This is a genomic window from Enterobacter cloacae complex sp. SHL018 (genome assembly GCF_049237905.1).
In the GTDB taxonomy this organism is placed as follows: domain Bacteria; phylum Pseudomonadota; class Gammaproteobacteria; order Enterobacterales; family Enterobacteriaceae; genus Enterobacter; species Enterobacter hormaechei_C.
In genome coordinates this window covers 1,728,299-1,748,918 of the sequence record NZ_JBMKJE010000001.1, presented here as the reverse complement: position 1 = coordinate 1,748,918, position 20,620 = coordinate 1,728,299, and the positions used below count along the sequence as shown (strand labels likewise).

Genomic DNA, 20,620 nt, shown 5'->3' with positions numbered 1-20,620 from the left:
TTTCTGCGGCGGCAACGTTACCGCGATTGTTCAACGATGACAAGGGAGCAAAGGATGTTCCTCGACTCGTTAATTATACAGAGTTATTCTTTAGCATTCAGGCATAACGAAAAGGAATGATTGTGATGCATTTTACCCCTTCCCGTGTCGCGTGCGCGCTGGTCTTTCTGCTCTCTTCAGCCATCACGCCCTCAGTTCTGGCCCATGCGCATCTTAAGCAGCAATCCCCGCAGGAAAATACCGTTGCGGTGGCACCAGAGGTCATTACCCTGAACTTCTCGGAAGGCATTGAGTCTGCCTTCAGCGGCGTGGTGGTGACGGACGCGCAGCAGCACAAGATCCAGACCGGCGCGGTGAAGCGTGACGAGAAGGATAACGCAAAGCTGATTGTTCCTCTTGAGAAACCGTTGACGTCCGGCACCTACACGGTGGACTGGCATGTGGTCTCCGTGGATGGCCACAAAACCAAAGGCAGCTATCACTTTAGCGTGAAATAGCATGCTGACCCTGAGCTACGTCGCGTTACGCTTTATCCATTTTGCTGCGCTGATGCTGCTTTTCGGCAACGCGCTTTACAGCGTCTGGTTTGCGCCGTCTTCGTTGCAGCGCCTCATGGCCCGGCGTTTCCAGCGGCAGCAGAAACTCGCGGCCTTAATCAGCCTGATAGCGGCTCTGCTGATGTTTGGCCTGCAAAGTGGGTTGATGGGCAACGGCTGGGGCGATGTCATTCGTCCGGCGGTCTGGCGCAGCGTGCTGGGAACGCAATTTGGCGGCGTCTGGTTGTGGCAAATGGTGCTGGCCGTTGTGACGGCGGGCGCTGCATGGCTTACCCCGCAAAAAGGCTCACGGCTGTTACTGCTCGCGATGGGGCAGCTGGTGCTGCTGGCGGGCGTGGGACATGCCGCGATGAACGGTGGCGCACCGGGAGCGTTGCATCGTCTCAACCATGCGCTTCACCTGCTCTGCGCCGCGACCTGGGTGGGTGGTTTACTGCCGCTGCTGTTTTGCATGCGTCTGGCGAAAGGCCGCTGGCAGCCAGCCGCTATCTTTACCATGATGCGCTTCTCCCGCGTGGGGCATTACGCCGTGGCAGGCGTGCTGCTGACCGGGATAATCAATACGCTCTTTATTGTTGGCATAAACGTGCCGTGGCAGGCGCCTTATGTCCAGCTGTTGTTGTTCAAATGTGCGCTGGTCATGATGATGGTGGCAATTGCGCTGGCGAATCGGTATTTTCTTGTGCCACGCTTTCGCCCGGAGGCCGGGCGGGAACAACAGATTTTTATCAGGATGACACAGGCAGAGGTGGTGCTGGGCGCGCTGGTACTGGCCGCCGTCAGCCTGTTCGCGACCTGGGAACCCTTCTGACAAGGTTAAATAACATATGAAAAAGACACTGCTTTCTCTTTTACTTCTCACCTGTGCCAGCAGTGCGTTAGCCGCGCCGCAGGTCATCACTGTCAGCCGGTTTGAAGTGGGTAAGGACAACTGGGCATTTAATCGTGAAGAAGTCATGCTTACCTGCCGTCCCGGTAACGCGCTGTATGTCATCAATCCCAGTACGCTCGTGCAGTATCCGTTAAATGACGTGGCGGAGCAGCAGGTTGCCAGCGGGAAAAGTAACGGACAGCCTGTCAGCGTGATCCAGGTAGATGACCCGGCAAACCCCGGGCAGAAGAAGAGTCTGGCACCGTTTATTGAGCGCGCTGAAAAGCTCTGCTAGCCGTCAGGTTTCCAGTAAAAAAAAACCGCAGGTGCTTGTAAAAGCTCTGCGGCTTTTCACATTTAGTGATGTTCTGACGCTTTTTTTCAGACCACTTTTACTGTGGACTGGAAAACCTGACGTCGTCATCTATTCTTAAAGGGCAAGGCGATTGAGCCTGCATTAATGCCAACTTTTAGCGCACGGCTCTCTCCCAAGAGCCATTTCCCTGGACCGAATACAGGAATCGTATTCGGTCTCTTTTTATCTGCTTGAAAATAAACGATAAAATCCGGTTTTCGTCTCAGCAGAAGGTTCACTTCCTGTGCGCCTGCTTCAAACATACCACAACCCGGCAGGCGTAAGTCCAGTCCTTTTTGGCTGTTTTGTTAAATTTTTGTTTGTATTTTGCCTGAGAAGACTGCGGGATCAATGCGCGCATGTACGGAAGCCGCAATATCATCAAGTAACGCAAAGCGGCGACGGTATTCGGCGCGTTTTTTGCTGGCAATCTCCTCCAGTACTTTACGTTCCATCTGAAGCGGCAACTGCCAGCAGAAGGGGGAGAGTTTCTTTCCGTTCAGGCCTTCCCAGAACTCGTCGTAGCTGGCGTGAAAATGACGGCCTTTGCTCAGACGGTAGCGCAGCGCGCGGAAAACATGGCCTTCATCGCTGACGGCAAAAATCGCACTAATGTTCGAGCGTGAGGCAAGCTGGAAGATCACCTCCATCAGCACGCGTTTCGGGAAAAGCCCATGGCAGGCACGGGTAGCCTGCTTAATCACCTCCCGTGAAACATGACGACGTGGACCCTGAAGGCCGCCGATCACCAGCACCGTACGGCCGTTACTGCGTGCGACACAGAACGTCAGGCTGGCAAGCAGCGTATTGTCATTGTCGTGCAGCCAAAGCGTGCTTTCGCCTTCGCGTTCGGCCTTACCTGCGGACGAGGCGTGGACGGTATAGATTTCGCCGTTTTTTGCCTCGAACCGGACAACCGGCACCTCTTGCGGGCTGGTCAGCGCGTGGGCGAGGGCGATGTTTTTCAGACTATCAATCCACTGATAGTGGCTGATGATAGCATCGGCCCGATCGTTTGAGTTCAGGCCGCGCATCAGATACTGGCGGTGAGTTTTGCTCGGCAAGGTAATTTGAGAGGTGAGCAGCCTGTCGAAATCATCGCGCCCGGACAGGGCCTCCAGCATGCGATGGGTGGAGGACCAGAATAAAAGCGAGCGCAGTAGGAACTTTAACCGGTAATCACGTTTGTGCCAGATTGGGCCGGGAACGCGTTTTCCTCTCACCAGTTCAGAAATAATATTTGTGCGATGCGGATAAAAAACATCGTTTTGCAGGTGTATGTTTGACACGTGAAAATCCCTCTTTTTATTCCGCTCTATTTTAAAGGCCAGGGAATAAGGGATTAATAGCGCAGCGATCTTTATTTCCGGCTGGTTTATGGTTTGTTTGGATTCGCAAAATCCAACGCCAGCTCATGACATTTTCTGTGGCAGCTATACTTCTTACAGGAGGCGTTATGTATCAGAAAATAGAGGGAGAACACTGGCGTCATGTCTGGGTTGTCAGCGATATTCATGGTTGCTATCAGTGGCTTATAGATGAGCTGAAACGACGGCATTTTAATCCTGATACGGATCTGCTGATCTCGGTGGGGGATATTATCGATCGCGGGCCTGACAGCGTAAAATGTTTACAGCTGATGCAGGAAAACTGGTTTTATGCGGTACGCGGTAATCACGAGCAAATGGCGTTAGATGCGCTTGAAAATAATGATTTTAGTCTCTGGTCGATAAATGGCGGTAACTGGTTTACCGGGCTTAAGGACGCTCAACAAAAACAGGCGAAGGGTTTACTCGATGCGTGTCGGGACTTACCGCACATTATTGAAATAACCTGCAAAAACGGTCTGAACGTGATTGCTCATGCGGATTATCCCTCCGCCGAATATGGCTGGCATAAGCCGGTGGATGCCCAGCGCGTGCTGTGGGATCGCGACCGGCTAATGGGTTTTATGGTGGGCAAAGGGCAGGGCATTAGCGGTGCGGATCACTTCTGGTTTGGACATACGCCTGTGGACAAACGCTACGATTTTAACAATCTGCACTACATTGATACGGGGGCAGTATTCGGGGGCTTTCTGACGCTGGCGCAGCTTCAGTAATAAATAACCCGCCTTCGGGCGGGTTCTCTTTGGGTCAGGCAAGACGCAAGACCCAGGCATCGGTTTTACTGTCGTAATGCTCACGGTACAGAACGGAATGTTCCCCATCAAGGATCGCCGGGACGCTGGTATCTGCATCCCAGGCGTCCAGCTGCATGCACAAATCCGGATCGGATTTGCAGGGAATACTTAACGTTCGTTCGCCTTGTGATTCGCCGCGCAATTCAGCGTCGTCGATTTCAAAAGCGCCAATGCGTACGCTGGTTTTCGTCATAATGCTCTCCGGTTTGTTGCCCAAAACCTGGTATGACAAGTGCAGTCACCCATTTTTGATCCTAGACAAGGAGAGCGAAATCGCCAGTAAAAAAATGCGCTTTTTTTCAGGCGCTGCGGTTGTTACCGGTAAACAGGCGGCCATCGCGTACCAGTTCGCGCGGATAGCTGTTTTTCAGCCGCGAGCCGACTTTTTTCGCCAGCCCCAGCGGATAGCCCTGATACGTCACGATGACTTCATCCTGTGACGGGCCGTCTTCCGGGTAAACGTCACGACCGCGATACCACTCTTCCGCTTCCTGATGCGTCAGGGCAAAGGTGTTCTCACTGCCGGCCAGCGCAATGACCGCTTCGTGCTGCCAGCGATAGCCTTTGTTGTGGATCTCCGCCAGGCGAATACCGAGGCGGGAGAAACGCACCTTACCAATCAGCGGTTCGATGTTGACCGGGAACAGCCACAGCTCTTTGTCACGCATCCAGAGGCGCAGGCTCTCATCCCAGTGCAGGCCGACTTTGCTCGCAGCCGCTTGCGCCTGTGCCGCCTCACGGCCTTTGACCGGCGTGAACGGGAAGTTGCCGACCTTAAACTTAGGGGCAGGCAAGGGATCGACGGCGCGGGTTTTACGCAGACGGGCAACAAAGAAGCCTTCGCAATCGTAAATCTGCGGGAAGACATGCAGGAAGCCTTCAGGCGTGGCCGCATGACTGGCCGAGTCGAAGAGGGTGTCCAGCGGCAGAAACTCGACGGCATCCGCATAGCGTTGCTTGAGCCACAGGCAGACGTCCTCGTTTTCATCGCGATTCAGCGTGCAGGTAGAGTAAACCAGCGTCCCGCCTGGGCGCAGGGCATGAAACGCGCTGTCGATCAGTTCGCGCTGCGTGGCGGCGATCTCCAGGTTGCTTTCAACGGACCAGTTTTTTAACGCATCAGGATCTTTACGCACCACGCCTTCGCCGGAGCAGGGCGCGTCGAGCAGGATGGCATCAAAGGCTTCCGGCAGGGCAGCGCCAAACACGCGACCATCGAAGTGCGTTAACGCGACGTTGTGGATCCCGCAGCGGCTGATATTGGCATGCAGGACTTTAACGCGGCTGGCGGAAAATTCGTTGGCGAGGATCGCGCCGCGGTTGTTCATCCGGGCGGCAATCTGCGTGGTTTTAGAGCCCGGCGCCGCCGCGACATCCATAACCCGCTCAGGCTGGTTCCCGTCGGCAAACAGCGCAGCAACCGGCAGCATGGAGCTGGCTTCTTGAATATAAAACAGCCCGCTCAGGTGCTCGGCGGTGCTGCCGAGCGGCAGGCTCTCCTCGTCATCCCGTTCGATCCAGAAACCCTCTTCACACCACGGCACTGGCGTTAATTGCCAGCCGTAGGGGGAGACGAGATCCAGAAACGCCCCGACGCTGATTTTCAGCGTATTGACGCGAATACTCCGGCGCAAAGGGCGCTGGCAGGCGGCAACGAAATCGTCGAAAGAGAGATGAGCTGGAAGCGCCTCGCGCATCTGTGCGAGGAATTGTTCGGGAAGAAATACGGAGTTTTGAGCCACGGGCACACCACAGGGAAACATTCAGGCGCGCAGTGTAACATAAAGGCTCCGGCGCGTTGACACCGGAGCCTGCGAGATTAACGCGGCAGCGCCGTTCCCCATTCGCGCCACTCTTTCGGTTCACTTTCCAGCAGCAGGAAGTGTTTACCTGCCTGCGCCTTAGGTGCCAGAGGCGTGCCAGGCGGCGTCGCGAAGGCAATGCCGCCGCGAATGAACTGATTAAAGGTCCCCGTTTTGACCACGCCACCGGTCAGGCCGAAGTCCAGCGAGTAGCCTGAAGCGAGCCAGAACACCGAGTTGTTGCGCACCAGATGCTGATAACGCTGGCTGATGCGCAGGCCGACCATCACGCGATCGGACAGATTACCCAGCGTCAGGCTTGTTACTGTCCCTACTTCAATGCCGCGGAACAGGACCGGCGTACCGATGCCCAGCGAACCGGCTTCCGGCACTTCAACCACAATGCTCAGACCGTCCAGGTAACGGGAGTCGGTGATGGTGGCCTCCTGCAACTCAAATTCACGACGTGCGTTGCCGCGACCCGGTTCAACGTTAATGTACGGCTGAAGTATGGTATCGAGATGCTCAACCCCTGCGGCAGAAATTTGCGGCGTAACTACCGAGAAGCGCGAGCCTGCCCGGGCAAACGTCTGCACATATTCCGGATAAAGCACGGCGGTCGCCTGCACTTCATTGCGTGCGGTGATCAGCGTCAGCTTCTGGACCTGCCCGATATCAATGCCGAGATAGCGGATGGGCATGCCTTCTGCCAGTTTACCGGCATCAAAGGTGTGCAGGGTAATCTGCCCCCCGACCGCGCGCGCCGCGGTTTCGGACGGGAAGAGGATCCGCTTGTCACCTTTACGCATGTTGCCGCCCGCGCCGCTCAGGTTATCGAAGCTGATCGCACCGCGCAGGGCACGGGAGAGAGGCGATGCCTGTACGGTCAGCCCGCTGCCGTTGAGCTGCACTTTCGCGCCACCCTCAGCCCAGAACACGCTGTTTGGCGTGAGCAGCTTGCGGTACTCCGGCTTGATATGCAGTTCGATATCAAACGCGTCCGCACGAGGACGAACGGTGATCACTTCCCCCACCTCAAACTTACGGTAAAGCACGACGGAGCCTGCCTGGACATCCGGCAGCGTTTCAGCGCTTAAGGTCAGCGTGGTGGTTGGCAGGTCGCCAAGGCTATTTTCAATGGCTTTGTCCAGATTGGCGAACAGCGGATAGCTTTCGCGCAGCGCACCTTTGCTGCCCGGCAGAATGCGGATCCCGCCGTTAACCCACTCACTGGCGCTGGCGCCGAGGAACTCAACCCCGTCCAGACCCACCTTCACGTCGACCCGACTGTTAACCACAAATTTACTGTCGCCGTGGACCAGGTTGCCGTACTGCGGATCGATGGCGGCGGAGAAGGAGACCCCTTTTTCCGACAGCTTACGTTCGAGGACCTGGCCCACCTGCACACCGTGCAGGATCAGCGGTTGCCCGGCTTCGATACCGTAGCTTTCCGGCGCATTCAGCGTAACCGTCAACACGCCCGGTTTTTGCAGCAGGGCTTTATCCGCCGGCGCGATAACAAAGTTTTTGTTCGGCGCACCTTCGCCGGGGATCAGCTCAAAGGTGCTTCCCGTCAGCAGAGAACTGATGCTGGCGTCGCTGAGGGAGAGCTTCGGATTACGCAGTTCAATGCGCGTTTTTTCCCGCAGGAGATCCACCACACTCGGATCCACCGTCATTTCGCCGGTAACGGAACCGCCCGCATTGAGGGTTAATTTTGTCAGTTGCCCGACCTCTAAACCCTGGTACATCAGCGGGGTCGAACCGGCTTTCAGGCCTTTGGCATCCGGCAGGGTCAGCTTGACGATGACACCGCGCTGGCTGTGCGCCAGGTCGGCGTACAGGCCAAAGGTATCTTCTGCGGCGGCAGGGCTGGAGTTAGCAGGTGAGTCGAAGGCGATAGCGCCATTCACCAGCGCCGCCAGGCTCTCAAGCTTCACTTTCGCACCGCTTAAGCTCAGGTCAGCATCGACGCCTGAGACGTTCCAGAAGCGGCTGCCTTTTTTCACCAGGTTGGTAAAACGGCGCTCGATGAGTACATCAATGGTCACGCCATCTTTGTTCGGGTTAATGGCGTAGTCGTAAACGCGGCCTACCGGAATTTTGCGGAAATAGACCAGAGAACCACTGTTCAGCGAGCCCAAATCCGGCGCGCGGAGATGGATCATCAAATCGCCGTTATTCAGCCGATATTTCGGCTGGGTATCCAGCGCAACAAAGTGATCCTGTGGCTCACCTTTGCCGGGCATCATGCCGATATAGTTACCGCCCACAAGCGCATCCAGCCCGGAAACGCCGGCCAGGGAGGCTTTAGGCGTGACCAGCCAGAACTGCGTTTCGGCACGCAGGGCATCCTGCATATCAGACTTAATGCTCGCCCGGACCTGGATTTTGTTCAGCCCTTTGCCAAGGGAAATATCCTGCACGGTACCCACTTCCACCCCCTGGAAGCGAACGGGGGTACGTCCGGCGACAATGCCGTCCGCAGACTGGAAATCAATCGTGATGGTACTTCCGCGATCTTCATAGCTCGTCCAGATAAGCCAGCCTGCGATCATCAGCGCGATAACAGGCAGCAACCAGAATGGCGAAATGCGGCGTTTTGTTTTAATTCTCGCTTCAGTCGGCGAAGCGGGCGTTTCCTGACTCATGTGCGTCCCAAAGTAAGCGGCTGTCCAGCCATTCCACTGCAAGAATAGTCAATATCACCGCAGAGCCGAAATAAAAAGCTGCGGGTCCCATGGTAAAAGCAAGTAACTGATCGCGATTGATGAGCGACATCATCAGCGAAATCACGAACAGATCCAACATCGACCAGCGACCAATCCAGGTCACAAATCGCAGAAGCAGGATGCGGGTGCGTAGTCCTTGTTCGCATTTAAAGTGAATGCTAATAAGCAGCGTAAACATCACCACCACTTTGGTAAAGGGCACCAGAATACTGGCGATGAAAACAATGGCGGCGACCCCCACGTTACTGTGCGCCAGAGAGATAATCCCCGAAAGGATAGTATCTTCCTGACGGGCGCCGTTCACATAAATTACGGAGATCGGCAGCATGTTGGCCGGGAACAAAAATACCAGGGAGGCGATTAGCGCCGCCCAGCACTTTTGCAGGCTGTTGTTGCGTCGCAATCTTAACGGAATGTGGCAGCGTGGGCACCTCCCGCGTTTATCCGGAAAACCGGTGTAATGGCAGCCCAGGCAGACGCGCAGGTTTTCATCAGGCCGGGTCGCGGGGCGCTGCGGGTAAAATCGCTCCCAAAGCTGTTCAACATTCAGATGAATCAGGGTCAAAATACTCAGCAGGACCAGTGAAATAAACGCGAAAAGGCCAATGCCGGGTTGTAAAAACGCATAATCCTGCACCTTGATGGAGGCCACGCCAATGCCTACCAGATAGATGTCCAGCATCACCCACTCCTTGAGCTTTTCCAGCATGAGCAGGACAGGGCGCAGGTTCATCCCCAGAATGTTGCCAAACCACAGGTAGGCAATTGCCGCGACCAGCACCAACGGCGCGCCGACGACGCAGAACAGCACCATGGCGGCCGTAAGCGGATCGCCCTGGCGCGTCATCTGCCAGATCCCCTGCAACACGTTAGCGTCAATACGCACGCCAAGCAGGTAGAGCTTTAACAGCGGCTCGGTCCAGGCGAAGGGCATCAGCAGCAGCATGGTGACCGCCATTGCCGCCAGACGCGTCAATGACCAGTCCCGGCCATCGCGGATTTTGGCATCGCAGCATGGACAAAAAGCACTTTGGTGCGATTTCATCTTCGGCAACATAAAAAGCGTATCGCACTGGGGACAACGCTGATAATGTGCACGGGGCAGAGCCTGGCTTACCGTACGGACAACGATCTTTCGTGTCGGCGTAATTTGGGGTGTTTTTAGGGCCATCAGTCGCACACAGATTAGTATTGTTGAAAGTTATAATAACTCATGAACGGATTCATCTTGAGCATGAGCGCATTTAATGCTTATTTTAATAGGCTATGCGGTAACTATGTAAGATAACTAAGTGATTGAATAATGAACAAAACAGAATTCTACGCGGATCTGAATCGCGATTTTAAGGCATTAATGGCAGGGGAAACCAGTTTCTTAGCCACTCTGGCAAATACCAGTGCGTTACTGTTCGAACGCCTTTCTGACGTGAACTGGGCAGGCTTTTATCTGCTGGAAGGTGACACGCTGGTGCTCGGGCCTTTCCAGGGTAAACTCGCCTGCGTACGCATCCCGGTAGGTCGTGGCGTGTGCGGTACCGCAGTGGCGACCCGTCAGGTTCAGCGTGTCGAAGATGTTCATGCGTTTGACGGCCACATTGCCTGCGATGCCAGCAGCAATTCTGAAATCGTACTGCCGCTGGTGGTTAAAAATCAGATTATTGGCGTTCTGGATATCGACAGCACGGTCTTCAGCCGCTTTACTGCCGAGGATGAGCAGGGGCTGCGCGCGCTGGCCGCAAACCTGGAAAATGTTCTGGCAGAGACCGATTATCATAAATTCTTTGCGAGCGTCGCAGGATAATCAACGGATAACGTAGCATTTACTGATAGCGTCATTATAATGTCGCCTGTTCATGCCTGCGCTTGTTGGCAACGTCCGTTGTAATCAGGAAATTTCATGGAAAATCAACCTAAGTTGAATAGCAGTAAAGAAGTTATCGCATTTCTGGCCGAGCGTTTCCCGCAGTGCTTCAGCGCTGAAGGTGAAGCGCGTCCTCTGAAAGTCGGTATCTTTCAGGATCTGGTCGCGCGCGTTGAGGGGGAGATGAACCTCAGCAAAACGCAGCTTCGTTCTGCCTTGCGCCTTTATACCTCGAGCTGGCGTTACCTGTACGGTATCAAGCCGGGTGCGACCCGTGTCGACCTTGACGGCAACCCGTGCGGTGAGCTGGACGAGCAGCACGTAGAACATGCGCGTAAGCAGCTTGAAGAAGCCAAAGCTCGCGTGCAGGCACAGCGTGCGGAACAGCAGGCGAAAAAACGCGAAGCCGCAGCGGCAAACGGTCAGGAAGACGCCCCTCGTCGCGAGCGTAAACCGCGCCCGGCACCGCGTCGTACTGAAAATAACGATCGCAAACCGCGTGCTGACAAACCCGCAGCTAAAGCCCCACGTGCGCCGCGCGAAGAGCCGCGTCACACCCCAGTTTCTGACATCAATGCGCTGAGCGTAGGTCAGTCTCTGAAGGTGAAAGCGGGTAACAACGCGATGGACGCCACCGTACTGGAAATCACCAAAGATGGCGTTCGTGTACAGCTGACTTCTGGTATGTCAATGATTGTACGCGCAGAACACTTGTTGTTCTGAAACGGAGGCCGAGCCTGGCATGAACACTTTTTTTAAGCTCACCGCGCTGGCTGGCCTGTTTGCTATAACAGGCCATGCTTTCGCTGTGGACGATATTACGCGTGTTGATCAAATTCCGGTTCTCAAGGAAGAGACTCAGCACGCGACGGTGAGTGAGCGCGTGACGTCGCGCTTTACTCGTTCGCACTATCGTCAGTTCGATCTCGATCAGGCCTTTTCGGCCAAAATCTTTGACCGTTATCTGAACTTGCTGGATTACAGCCATAACGTACTGCTGGCCAGCGATGTCGAACAGTTCGCTAAACGCAAATCCGAAGTGGGTGATGAGCTGCGCTCCGGAAAGCTCGATCTGTTCTACGATCTGTACAACTTATCGCAAAAGCGCCGTTTTGAGCGTTATCAATACGCGCTGAAAGTGCTGGAACGTCCGATGGACTTCACCGGCAACGACACCTTTAATCTGGACCGCAGCAAAGCGCCATGGCCGAAAGACGAGGCTGAACTGAATGCGCTGTGGGACGGAAAAGTCAAATATGACGAACTGAGCCTCAAGCTTACAGGCAAAGACGAGAAAGAGATCCGTGAGACGTTAAATCGTCGATACAAATTCGCTATTCGTCGTCTGGCGCAGACCAACAGTGAAGATGTTTTCTCGCTGGCGATGACCGCGTTTGCGCATGAAATTGATCCGCACACTAATTATCTCTCTCCACGTAACACCGAACAGTTCAATACCGAAATGAGCCTGTCTCTGGAAGGTATCGGTGCTGTGCTTCAGATGGACGATGACTACACCGTAATCAACTCCATGGTGGCCGGTGGCCCTGCGTCGAAAAGCAAAGCGATCAGCGTAGGCGACCGTATTGTCGGTGTGGGGCAAACCGGAAAGAGCATGGTGGACGTGATTGGCTGGCGTCTTGATGATGTTGTTGCGCTGATCAAAGGGCCGAAGGGCAGCAAAGTTCGCCTGGAGATCCTGCCAGCCGGTAAGGGGACCAAAACCCGTATCGTTACTCTGACCCGTGAGCGTATCCGTCTGGAAGATCGCGCGGTGAAAATGTCGGTGAAAACCGTGGGTAAAGAGAAGGTTGGCGTTCTGGATATCCCAGGTTTCTACGTCGGCCTGACCGATGATGTGAAAGTGCAGCTCCAGAAGCTTGAAAAGCAGAATGTCAGCAGCGTGATCATTGACCTGCGCAGCAACGGCGGCGGGGCATTGACCGAGGCCGTCTCGCTTTCCGGGCTGTTTATCCCGTCTGGCCCGGTGGTACAGGTGCGCGATAACAACGGTAAAGTGCGTGAAGATGCCGATACCGATGGTGTGGTCTACTATAAGGGTCCGCTGGTGGTGCTTGTCGATCGCTTCAGCGCCTCTGCATCGGAAATCTTCGCTGCTGCCATGCAGGATTACGGCCGGGCATTAATCGTCGGCGAACCGACGTTTGGCAAGGGCACCGTTCAGCAGTACCGCTCTCTGAACCGTATTTACGACCAGATGCTGCGCCCTGAGTGGCCTGCGCTGGGCTCAGTACAGTACACCATTCAGAAGTTTTACCGCGTCAACGGCGGCAGTACGCAGCGCAAAGGCGTGACGCCGGATATCATGATGCCGACAGGTACCGAAGAGACGGAAACGGGCGAGAAGTTTGAAGATAACGCGCTGCCGTGGGATAGCATTGATGCCGCGACATTCGTGAAATCGGGTGATATGAAACAGTTCGGACCGGAACTGCTGAAAAATCACAACGATCGCATCGGGAAGGATCCGGAATTCCAGTACATCATGAAGGACATCGCGCGTTTCAACGCTTTGAAAGCGAAACGGAACATTGTGTCTCTGAACTACGCCCAGCGTGAGAAAGAGAACAATGAAGATGACGCGACACGTCTGGCGCGTATCAACGATCGCTTCAAACGTGAAGGCAAGCCTCTGCTCAAAAAACTGGACGATCTGCCTAAGGATTACCAGGAGCCCGATCCGTATCTGGACGAGACGGTGCATATCGCGCTTGATCTCGCGAAGCTGGAAAAAGAGAAACCCGCTCTGCAACCTGCTCCGACAAAATAATCCCCCAACAGGCACAAGAAATTGTGCCTGTTTCTTTATGTACCTCCTCCTTCCGTCAGGCGGATTTCCAATTGTGTAAAGTTGTGTCTTTCTGGTGACTTACGCCGTCTGGATGCTTGAAAATAGCCGTAATACCCATACGATGTGGGTAATCGCATAGTGCGTTTTGTTAAACTGAGGTTAAAAGAATATTATGATGCGAATCGCGCTCTTCCTGCTCACCAACCTGGCGGTGATGGTGGTATTCGGGCTGGTGCTAAGCCTGACGGGAATTCAGTCGAGCAGCGTTCAGGGTCTGTTGATTATGGCGCTGCTGTTTGGTTTCGGTGGCTCTTTCATTTCACTGCTGATGTCGAAGTGGATGGCATTGAAATCTGTGGGCGGTGAAGTTATTGAGCAACCGCGTAACGATATGGAGCAGTGGCTGATGAGCACGGTTGCTCAGCAGTCAAAGCAGGCGGGCATTGCCATGCCGCAGGTAGCCATCTACCACGCGCCGGATATTAACGCGTTTGCTACCGGTGCGCGTCGTGACGCGTCCCTGGTGGCCGTCAGTACCGGTCTGCTGCAAAACATGAGTCGTGACGAAGCGGAAGCGGTTATTGCTCACGAGATCAGCCATATCGCCAATGGCGATATGGTCACCATGACCCTGATCCAGGGCGTGGTGAACACCTTCGTTATCTTTATTTCTCGTATTCTGGCACAGATTGCTGCCGGGTTTATGGGGGGCAACCGTGATGAGGGTGAAGAGAGCAACGGCAACCCGCTAATCTATTTTGCTGTTTCAATGGTGCTGGAGCTGGTGTTCGGTATCCTGGCAAGCATCATTACCATGTGGTTCTCCCGTCATCGTGAGTTCCACGCGGATGCCGGTTCCGCGAAACTGGTGGGTCGTGAAAAGATGATTGCTGCGCTGCAACGTCTTAAAACCAGCTACGAGCCGCAGGAAGCAAACAGCATGATGGCCTTCTGCATCAACGGCAAATCAAAGTCGCTGAGCGAGCTGTTTATGTCTCACCCGCCGCTGGATAAACGTATTGAAGCGCTGCGTAGCGGCGAATACCTGAAGTAACGTAATCGGGTTGAAAAGAACCGGGCTGGAGCCATTCTCCGCCCGGTTTTTTTATGCCTGCGCCTTTGGCTGGGTGACGCGAAGGCCGCTAATGACAGCCGCGAGGGTCGCCAGGGTCCCTGCGGTAATCAGCGCAACGTGTGTCGCATTCTGCCCGGCAAGGTTAAACATCAACGCCACCAGTGCGGCCCCGGTGCTTTGCCCTAACAGTCTTGCCGTGCCCAGCATCCCGCTGGCGCCACCGCTGCGATGACGTGGGGCAGAGGTGATAATCGTGTGGTTATTAGGGGACTGGAACAGACCAAAACCGGCCCCGCACAGGATCATGCGCCAGATAATATCCAGATCCCCCGGCGAGGCGGGCAGGAGCGCCAGCGAAAACAGTCCCACCGCCATGACAACCAGCCCAATCGCCCCCAGAAGCCCGGCATGGACGCGCTCAATAAGGTAACCGGCCAGCGGGGCCATCACCATGGTTGCCAGCGGCCAGGGCGTGAGCAGCAAGCCTGTCTCCACTTCTGAACGGCCAATCACGCTCTGCAAAAAGAACGGCAGTGCAACCAGCGCCAGCATCTGGGCGCAGAACGAGCAAATGGAGGTACAAATGGATAGCGAAAACAGCGGAATACGCAGCAAATCCACCGGCAGTAACGGCACGGGCAGCGCCAGCTGACGTCGAACAAAGAAAAAGCCGATGATAAGCATGGCAACGATTTCTGCGGCAATGAGCGACAGAGACTGTCCCTGCGCAAATCCGCTCAGCGCGGTAATCAGCAGGCCAAAAGTCAGCGCGTTCATCACGGCGCTGGGCAGATCGAAACGTGGCATGGTGCTTTTCGGACCATTTTCCGGAAGATAGCGCAGGGCGAAGAAGATCGCCACAATGCCCAGCGGCACGTTAATGGCAAACAGCCACTGCCACGAGGCAACGGACAGGATGGCGGCGGCAATCGTTGGGCCGGCTGCGGACGACACGGCCACAATAAAGGAGTTAATGCCCATGCCGCGCCCCAGGTGGCGTTGAGGATAAATAAGCCGTATCAGGGCCGTGTTCACGCTCATTAGCGCCGCGCCGCCAAAGCCCTGCGCGATACGCGCCAGCGTAAGGGTGTGCAGTGAATCTGAAAGGGCACAGAAGAGCGAGGTGAGGGTAAAGACCACCAGCCCGCACTGGTAAACCCGGCGATAACCAAACATATCGCCCAGGAAAGAGAGTGACAGAAGGGAAATCACAATCGCTATCTGGTACGCGTTCACAATCCAGATGGAGCTTGCCGGCGAAGCATTAAGGTCTTTGGCAATGGTAGGAAGAGCCACGTTGGCAATCGCACCGTCAAGGACAGCCATCGAAATACCGATGACAATAGTGGCAATTGCCCCGTACCGCTGCGGTAAGGGCAGGCCATCAGAAACGTTTTTTTGCATGGGGAAAGAATGACTCAGCGTGAAATTATTTTCAGAGTAACTATTTTAGCATCGTTATTTCGGTTTTATGTCGCAGATTTGTAACGAAGTAAACCCAGATAGATTGCAGCACGCATCACACGAATTTATAATAAAAACCGGTTCTGATTTTTATAAAACACTCTCCATGAGGTGATAAATGGCAATCGCAGATTTGGATAAGCAGCCAGATTCTGTTTCTTCCGTGCTGAAGGTGTTTGGCATCTTGCAGGCGCTCGGAGAAGAGCGTGAAATTGGTATTACAGAGTTGTCGCAGCGTGTGATGATGTCGAAAAGCACCGTTTATCGCTTTTTGCAGACGATGAAATCATTGGGTTATGTCGCGCAGGAAGGAGAATCAGAAAAATATTCTCTGACCCTGAAACTGTTTGAACTGGGCGCCCGCGCCTTGCAGAACGTGGATCTGATCCGCAGCGCTGACATTCAGATGCGTGAACTTTCACGACTGACGAAAGAGACAATTCACCTCGGTGCGCTGGATGAAGACAGCATTGTTTACATCCACAAAATTGACTCCATGTACAACCTGCGCATGTATTCACGCATTGGTCGTCGTAACCCGCTGTACAGCACCGCAATTGGTAAAGTACTGCTGGCCTGGCGCGATCGCGAAGAGGTGAAGCAAATCCTTGACGGGGTGGAGTACAAACGCAGCACCGACCGCACGATTACCAGTACGGAAGAACTGCTGAGCGTGCTGGATAAAGTGCGTGAGCAGGGTTACGGGGAAGATAACGAAGAGCAGGAAGAGGGGCTGCGTTGCATCGGTGTGCCGGTGTTTGACCGCTTCGGCGTTGTCATTGCGGGCCTGAGCATTTCGTTCCCAACGCTGCGTTTCTCTGAAGAGCGTCTTCATGAATATGTGGCGATTCTGCATACCGCAGCGCGCAAAATTTCAGAGCAGATGGGCTATAACGATTATCCGTTCTGATCGACGCCACCAATAAAAACGCCGCACTTTTGCGGCGTTTCTGTAAGCGAAGTTCAGCGCTGATTAACCGTTATCAACCACAACAGATGATTTACGCAGCACAGGACAGTTGGTTAACCCGATGATCCCGCTGTCGGAATGGATGTACTGAGCCGTGCTTATCCCCTGGGCGGTAAGATATTTACACTGGATACCCAGACCCGCGGCATTTTCTTTGCTCCCCATTAATACGCCGTACCCACTTAATAACAGGCCGATCCAGACAATGGCCAGTACAATTACTGTACGAATAAGTAAACGCATCGTTGCCTCTTTTTTCTTTGTTGTCATAGAGTAAGCGTAACGGCTTTACGCAGTGAAACAAGTGCACGATTCCGAAAAGCGTCTGTTGAAGGTACAGTTAGCCCCTGTTTAAGATAACCGTGATAACCTGGCTGTATCAGGTCATAAGACGGAGTGTGGAGTGAAAAAAATACGCTGGGTAATTCTGATTATAGTGTTGATAGCATGCGTGGTGCTGTGGACGCAGACTATCAATGTGATGTGCGATCAGGATGTACAGTTCTTTAGCGGCATTTGTTCAATCAATAAGTTTATCCCCTGGTAGAGACCATTTTTACGCTGAGTGATGTCCTTACGCGGCGGCAGTGGTAAAATGGCGGTTTTTACTGAGGTGGTGAAATGGGTGAGTTACTGAATTCGGGGCTGCTGAGCATTGCATCCCTGGTAATGTCTTTGTTGGTGCTGGTCGTTGGGCTGGTGCTGTGGTTTTTCGTTAACCGCGCCAGCTCCCGCACAAATGAGCAGATTGAGCTGCTGGAAGCATTGCTCGATCAGCAGAAACGGCAGACTGCGCTGCTGCGTCGTTTGTGCGAAGCCAACGAGCCGGAGGAGAAAGCGGTACCGAAGGACGCTGTTGCTCAACAACAAGACGAGGAAGACTTCATTCGCCTGGTAGCTGAACGATAGTCTGCCCGGAGCGGGGAGGTGGCCTGACGTACGGCGTAAATCCCCTCCCTTATCAAATGCATCCCACAACTTCCCGGCATTTAATTAAGCAGCAGTTAACTCATGTTTTAGCACACTGAAAACTGGTGAATATTTATCCTTATTTAACAAATTCAGTTTCGTTGAATAAATAGTGTGCTTTATCTTTCCTGAAGTGTTTTATTTTTATCGAAACGTTTTGCTTGCCTTGTTTTGAGGCAGAGTCATAAAAATTTCATTATTTTGGTGCAGAATAACACTTATTAAATGGTGGTTTTTAATACAGTTAGCAAAATGTAATTAACATCGTATATTCCCTGACACATGTTGGTGCGTTGCAATGTTTTCAGCATAACTTTTCACAAAATGTTCTAACTCAGTCATTCCTCTAAAGAAATTCTGGGATTGGGATGGACGCTTTGAAATGATTGAGCTATGTTTAAAAAGTCTTTGATTACAGGGCGCGTCAACGCACCCTGCGGGCAGTGAGGTCAGGTGGTGCTTCATTTGACAATTCGCATAACTGTGCAGATTGTTATGGAGTAACGTCTGAATTTGTGCGGCGGATCGAGACACGTTTAAAAATGGCTTGCCATATTAAACGTTGTGTGTGATAACACGTTTTGGGTCAAACGAGGTACAGTTCTGTTTATGTGTGGCATTTTCAGTAAAGAAGTCCTGAGTAAACACGTTGTCGTTGAATACCGCTTCTCTGCCGAACCTTATATTAGTGCCTCAAGCAGTAATGTCTCAGTTTTATCTATGTCAAAGCCCGCGGGCTAAGAAAACACTCTAAGGAATTTTGCAAATGGCAAAGATTAAAGGTCAAGTTAAGTGGTTCAACGAGTCTAAAGGTTTTGGTTTCATTACTCCTGCTGACGGCAGCAAAGACGTGTTTGTACACTTCTCTGCAATCCAGGGTAACGGCTTCAAAACTCTGGCTGAAGGCCAGAACGTTGAGTTCGAAATTCAGGATGGCCAGAAAGGCCCAGCTGCGGTTAACGTAACTGCTATCTGATCGAATCACTGCTGACTGAAGCGCTCAGCGCTTCGATCTCAGACATAAGCCTCGCCGATGCGGGGCTTTTTTTATACGCTTATTTTTCAAAATATTACGTAATCTTCCTCTGTTATTATCTTGTTGCAAACCCGCGAGATTATTAGCATTGTTTTCCCGCCTTATTATCCGCTTTTCTCGTTAAATCAGGGCGTTGATTAACAGCCCTGGGGTTAAGGTGAAAAAAAAGACAATAACCACCACCGGAAATTTTACTCCGGCACGTTTTGCACTTCTGTGTCTCGCCATCTTTTGTAGCCTTGCGTTTCTGCTGGGCCGCGTAGCGTGGCTACAAATTATCAAACCGGATAATCTGGTGAAGCAGGAGGATATGCGCTCCCTGCGCGAAGTGGCGATAGACGCCCCGCGTGGGATGATTGTTGACCGTGAAGGGCGACCCCTTGCGGTGAGCGTACCCGTCCAGGCCGTCTGGGCCGATCCCAAAACAGTGCTGGAAAAAGGGGGGATCGGTTTTGACTCGCGCTGGCAGGCCCTGGCAAATGCCTTACACCTTTCTCTGAGCACGCTCGCATCGCGAATTAACAGTAACCCGCACGGGCGATTTATTTACCTGGCCCGTCAGGTTGATCCCGCCCAGGCAAAGTGGATCGATAAGCTGCGTCTCCCCGGCATCAACCTTCGCGATGAGTCCCGCCGCTTTTATCCTGCCGGGCACGTGGCGGCGAACCTGATTGGCTTCACCAATATTGATGGTCAGGGCATTGAGGGCGTCGAGAAAAGCTTTAACACGCAGCTTACCGGGAAGGCAGGCGTGCGGCTGGTCAGGAAAGATCGCTACGGACATGTGGTGGAGAACCTTACGGAGGTGGCTCCCGTACCTGCACATAATATTCAGCTTAGTATTGATGAACGCCTGCAAACTATCACCGAAGACGCGCTGGATAATGCCGTGGCGTGGAACAAAGCCGAGTCAGGCGCGTCGGTGCTGATTAATATCCGAACGGGCGAAATTCTGGCGATGGCGAGCTTCCCCGACTTCAACCCCAACAACCGGGAAGGGGCAACGCAGGATGATTTTCGCAATCGCGCGATCAGCGACACCTTTGAACCTGGCTCGACCGTTAAGCCTCTGGTGCTGATGACGGCGCTACAGCAGGGGCTGGTACAGCCTGACAGCGTGATAGATACGCATCCCTACACCATTGATGGTCATCGTATTCGTGATGTGGGCTACTACCCCGAGCTGACGATGACCGGGATTTTGCAAAAATCTAGCGACACAGGCGTATCCCGTCTTTCGCTGGCGATGCCCGTGCAACGGTTACTGGATACCTATAAAAACTTTGGTTTTGGCGAGAGTACCGGGCTTGGTTTAACGGGAGAAAGCGCAGGTTTACTGCCGCAGCGAAAATTCTGGAGTCAGTTAGATCGGGCGACCTTTGCCTTTGGGTATGGCCTGATGGTAACTCCCCTCCAGCTGGCGCATGTGTATGCCACCATCGGCAGCTACGGCATTGAACGGCCTCTGTCCATCACCCGTATTGACCCGCCGGTGATTGGCAAGCGGGTGATGCCCGAGGAAATTGTTCACGAGGTGGAACATATGATGGAGAGCGTTGCGTTACCCGGCGGTGGCGGGGTCAAAGCGGCGGTGCGTAACTATCGCGTGGCGATAAAAACCGGGACGGCCAAAAAAATCGATGAACATGGTAAGTATGTGGATAAATACGTCGCCTATACCGCAGGCGTTGCGCCTGCCAGCGATCCCCGTTTCGCGCTGGTGGTGGTGATCAACGATCCGCAAAACGGTGCCTACTATGGCGGGGCCGTTTCTGCGCCCGTGTTCAGCGAAATTATGGGTAACGTCCTGCGCCTGGAAAACGTGAAGCCAGACGGGCTGCCGGCAGATTCTGACCATCTGATCGTGATGCGTCACCCAGCCGTTTATAACCCTGGCGAATAGCGGTACACTTCGCCTTTTGGTTTACGCCCTG

21 protein-coding genes and 1 pseudogene are annotated in these 20,620 nt (G+C 53.7%); 14 read left to right on the top strand and 8 right to left on the bottom strand.

Annotated elements, in window-relative coordinates; genetic code table 11:
• Window positions 1-125 precede the first annotated feature (125 nt).
• Genes yobA through ACOTY5_RS08450 form a run of 3 tightly spaced genes read left to right on the top strand, consistent with a single transcriptional unit; the run spans window position 126 to window position 1,723 of the window.
• Window positions 126-497, top strand: coding sequence for a CopC domain-containing protein YobA (gene yobA, locus ACOTY5_RS08460; RefSeq protein ID WP_045142108.1), 372 nt, complete (start codon window positions 126-128; stop codon window positions 495-497).
• 1 nt (window position 498) lies between these two features.
• On the top strand, window positions 499-1,368 hold the full coding sequence (copD, locus tag ACOTY5_RS08455; RefSeq protein WP_045142107.1) for a copper homeostasis membrane protein CopD: 870 nt from the start codon (window positions 499-501) through the stop codon (window positions 1,366-1,368).
• Between the two features lie 16 nt (window positions 1,369-1,384).
• Complete coding sequence (locus tag ACOTY5_RS08450) at window positions 1,385-1,723, top strand: YebY family protein (RefSeq protein ID WP_003859787.1); 339 nt, start codon at window positions 1,385-1,387, stop codon at window positions 1,721-1,723.
• Between the two features lie 125 nt (window positions 1,724-1,848).
• Here ACOTY5_RS08450 and ACOTY5_RS08445 read toward each other — a convergent pair whose 3' ends face one another.
• On the bottom strand, window positions 1,849-2,046 hold the full coding sequence (locus ACOTY5_RS08445) for a hypothetical protein (protein WP_017693250.1): 198 nt from the start codon (window positions 2,044-2,046) through the stop codon (window positions 1,849-1,851).
• Window positions 2,047-2,091: 45 nt separating this feature from the next.
• A complete protein-coding gene (locus ACOTY5_RS08440; RefSeq protein ID WP_045142106.1) occupies window positions 2,092-3,072 on the bottom strand; it encodes a VirK/YbjX family protein in 981 nt (326 codons plus the stop codon).
• Window positions 3,073-3,239: 167 nt separating this feature from the next.
• On the opposite strand from ACOTY5_RS08440, the gene pphA reads away from it, so the two are divergent.
• Window positions 3,240-3,884, top strand: a complete 645-nt coding sequence (gene pphA, locus ACOTY5_RS08435; RefSeq protein WP_017384338.1) for a protein-serine/threonine phosphatase — start codon at window positions 3,240-3,242, stop codon at window positions 3,882-3,884.
• 34 nt (window positions 3,885-3,918) lie between these two features.
• On the opposite strand, the gene ACOTY5_RS08430 is transcribed toward pphA, so the two are convergent.
• The 4 genes from ACOTY5_RS08430 to yebS all read right to left on the bottom strand — a co-directional run bounded on the left by ACOTY5_RS08430 (window position 3,919) and on the right by yebS (window position 9,670).
• Entirely contained in the window at window positions 3,919-4,158 is a 240-nt protein-coding gene (locus ACOTY5_RS08430) for a YebV family protein (protein WP_003859885.1), read from the bottom strand.
• Between the two features lie 106 nt (window positions 4,159-4,264).
• Entirely contained in the window at window positions 4,265-5,728 is a 1,464-nt protein-coding gene (gene rsmF / locus ACOTY5_RS08425) for a 16S rRNA (cytosine(1407)-C(5))-methyltransferase RsmF (RefSeq protein ID WP_017693253.1), read from the bottom strand.
• A 56-nt stretch (window positions 5,729-5,784) separates the two neighbouring features.
• Window positions 5,785-8,418: a PqiB family protein gene (locus ACOTY5_RS08420; RefSeq protein WP_017693254.1), complete on the bottom strand. Its 2,634-nt coding sequence runs from the start codon at window positions 8,416-8,418 to the stop codon at window positions 5,785-5,787.
• The gene (yebS, locus tag ACOTY5_RS08415; RefSeq protein ID WP_020480541.1) at window positions 8,387-9,670 is read right to left on the bottom strand and encodes a membrane integrity lipid transport subunit YebS; all 1,284 of its coding nucleotides are present in this window, start codon (window positions 9,668-9,670) and stop codon (window positions 8,387-8,389) included. Before yebS ends, ACOTY5_RS08420 begins: the two co-directional genes overlap by 32 nt.
• 132 nt (window positions 9,671-9,802) lie before the next feature.
• Here yebS and ACOTY5_RS08410 point away from each other — a divergent pair, with 132 nt between their 5' ends.
• The 4 genes from ACOTY5_RS08410 to htpX all read left to right on the top strand — a co-directional run bounded on the left by ACOTY5_RS08410 (window position 9,803) and on the right by htpX (window position 14,226).
• Window positions 9,803-10,300, top strand: coding sequence for a GAF domain-containing protein (locus ACOTY5_RS08410; RefSeq protein ID WP_006811006.1), 498 nt, complete (start codon window positions 9,803-9,805; stop codon window positions 10,298-10,300).
• A gap of 96 nt (window positions 10,301-10,396) precedes the next feature.
• Window positions 10,397-11,083 carry an RNA chaperone ProQ gene (gene proQ, locus ACOTY5_RS08405; RefSeq protein WP_003859895.1) on the top strand — a complete coding sequence of 229 codons (687 nt, stop codon included), beginning with the start codon at window positions 10,397-10,399 and terminating at the stop codon, window positions 11,081-11,083.
• 19 nt (window positions 11,084-11,102) lie between these two features.
• Complete coding sequence (gene prc / locus ACOTY5_RS08400; RefSeq protein WP_015570296.1) at window positions 11,103-13,151, top strand: carboxy terminal-processing peptidase; 2,049 nt, start codon at window positions 11,103-11,105, stop codon at window positions 13,149-13,151.
• 193 nt (window positions 13,152-13,344) lie between these two features.
• A complete protein-coding gene (gene htpX, locus ACOTY5_RS08395) occupies window positions 13,345-14,226 on the top strand; it encodes a protease HtpX (RefSeq protein WP_003859899.1) in 882 nt (293 codons plus the stop codon).
• A 51-nt stretch (window positions 14,227-14,277) separates the two neighbouring features.
• Here the strand turns inward: htpX and ACOTY5_RS08390 are convergent, their stop codons facing one another.
• Window positions 14,278-15,651 (bottom strand): MFS transporter, encoded by a 1,374-nt coding sequence (locus tag ACOTY5_RS08390; protein ID WP_039270566.1) that lies wholly within the window; start codon window positions 15,649-15,651, stop codon window positions 14,278-14,280.
• Between the two features lie 178 nt (window positions 15,652-15,829).
• Between ACOTY5_RS08390 and kdgR the strand changes: the two genes are divergently transcribed.
• Window positions 15,830-16,621, top strand: coding sequence for a DNA-binding transcriptional regulator KdgR (kdgR, locus tag ACOTY5_RS08385; protein ID WP_015570299.1), 792 nt, complete (start codon window positions 15,830-15,832; stop codon window positions 16,619-16,621).
• A gap of 63 nt (window positions 16,622-16,684) precedes the next feature.
• Here the strand turns inward: kdgR and ACOTY5_RS08380 are convergent, their stop codons facing one another.
• Window positions 16,685-16,924, bottom strand: a complete 240-nt coding sequence (locus tag ACOTY5_RS08380) for a YobH family protein (protein ID WP_017384332.1) — start codon at window positions 16,922-16,924, stop codon at window positions 16,685-16,687.
• Between the two features lie 160 nt (window positions 16,925-17,084).
• Between ACOTY5_RS08380 and mgrB the strand changes: the two genes are divergently transcribed.
• From mgrB to ftsI, 5 genes and pseudogenes are all read left to right on the top strand, one after another.
• A complete protein-coding gene (gene mgrB, locus ACOTY5_RS08375; protein WP_003859906.1) occupies window positions 17,085-17,228 on the top strand; it encodes a PhoP/PhoQ regulator MgrB in 144 nt (47 codons plus the stop codon).
• A gap of 74 nt (window positions 17,229-17,302) precedes the next feature.
• Entirely contained in the window at window positions 17,303-17,590 is a 288-nt protein-coding gene (locus ACOTY5_RS08370) for a YebO family protein (protein ID WP_032648590.1), read from the top strand.
• A 669-nt stretch (window positions 17,591-18,259) separates the two neighbouring features.
• Window positions 18,260-18,404 (top strand): annotated as a pseudogene (locus tag ACOTY5_RS08365) (DUF2627 domain-containing protein).
• A 12-nt stretch (window positions 18,405-18,416) separates the two neighbouring features.
• Window positions 18,417-18,626 (top strand): transcription antiterminator/RNA stability regulator CspE, encoded by a 210-nt coding sequence (cspE, locus tag ACOTY5_RS08360; RefSeq protein WP_001062678.1) that lies wholly within the window; start codon window positions 18,417-18,419, stop codon window positions 18,624-18,626.
• A 217-nt stretch (window positions 18,627-18,843) separates the two neighbouring features.
• A complete protein-coding gene (gene ftsI, locus ACOTY5_RS08355; protein WP_045142105.1) occupies window positions 18,844-20,589 on the top strand; it encodes a peptidoglycan glycosyltransferase FtsI in 1,746 nt (581 codons plus the stop codon).
• Window positions 20,590-20,620 lie beyond the last annotated feature (31 nt).

Excerpts from the sequence above, each read along its gene's own strand:
- ACOTY5_RS08445 (WP_017693250.1), bottom strand. The coding sequence starts at position 2,046 with ATGTTTGAAGCAGGCGCACAGGAAGTGAACCTTCTGCTGAGACGAAAA.
- yobA (WP_045142108.1), top strand. The coding sequence starts at position 126 with ATGCATTTTACCCCTTCCCGTGTCGCGTGCGCGCTGGTCTTTCTGCTC.
- rsmF (WP_017693253.1), bottom strand. The coding sequence starts at position 5,728 with ATGTTTCCCTGTGGTGTGCCCGTGGCTCAAAACTCCGTATTTCTTCCC.
- ACOTY5_RS08450 (WP_003859787.1), top strand. The coding sequence starts at position 1,385 with ATGAAAAAGACACTGCTTTCTCTTTTACTTCTCACCTGTGCCAGCAGT.
- cspE (WP_001062678.1), top strand. The coding sequence starts at position 18,417 with ATGGCAAAGATTAAAGGTCAAGTTAAGTGGTTCAACGAGTCTAAAGGT.
- ACOTY5_RS08390 (WP_039270566.1), bottom strand. The coding sequence starts at position 15,651 with ATGCAAAAAAACGTTTCTGATGGCCTGCCCTTACCGCAGCGGTACGGG.
- copD (WP_045142107.1), top strand. The coding sequence starts at position 499 with ATGCTGACCCTGAGCTACGTCGCGTTACGCTTTATCCATTTTGCTGCG.
- ACOTY5_RS08370 (WP_032648590.1), top strand. The coding sequence starts at position 17,303 with ATGGGTGAGTTACTGAATTCGGGGCTGCTGAGCATTGCATCCCTGGTA.
- kdgR (WP_015570299.1), top strand. The coding sequence starts at position 15,830 with ATGGCAATCGCAGATTTGGATAAGCAGCCAGATTCTGTTTCTTCCGTG.
- ACOTY5_RS08420 (WP_017693254.1), bottom strand. The coding sequence starts at position 8,418 with ATGAGTCAGGAAACGCCCGCTTCGCCGACTGAAGCGAGAATTAAAACA.
- proQ (WP_003859895.1), top strand. The coding sequence starts at position 10,397 with ATGGAAAATCAACCTAAGTTGAATAGCAGTAAAGAAGTTATCGCATTT.
- prc (WP_015570296.1), top strand. The coding sequence starts at position 11,103 with ATGAACACTTTTTTTAAGCTCACCGCGCTGGCTGGCCTGTTTGCTATA.
- yebS (WP_020480541.1), bottom strand. The coding sequence starts at position 9,670 with ATGGCCCTAAAAACACCCCAAATTACGCCGACACGAAAGATCGTTGTC.
- ACOTY5_RS08380 (WP_017384332.1), bottom strand. The coding sequence starts at position 16,924 with ATGCGTTTACTTATTCGTACAGTAATTGTACTGGCCATTGTCTGGATC.
- ACOTY5_RS08430 (WP_003859885.1), bottom strand. The coding sequence starts at position 4,158 with ATGACGAAAACCAGCGTACGCATTGGCGCTTTTGAAATCGACGACGCT.
- ACOTY5_RS08410 (WP_006811006.1), top strand. The coding sequence starts at position 9,803 with ATGAACAAAACAGAATTCTACGCGGATCTGAATCGCGATTTTAAGGCA.
- pphA (WP_017384338.1), top strand. The coding sequence starts at position 3,240 with ATGTATCAGAAAATAGAGGGAGAACACTGGCGTCATGTCTGGGTTGTC.
- htpX (WP_003859899.1), top strand. The coding sequence starts at position 13,345 with ATGATGCGAATCGCGCTCTTCCTGCTCACCAACCTGGCGGTGATGGTG.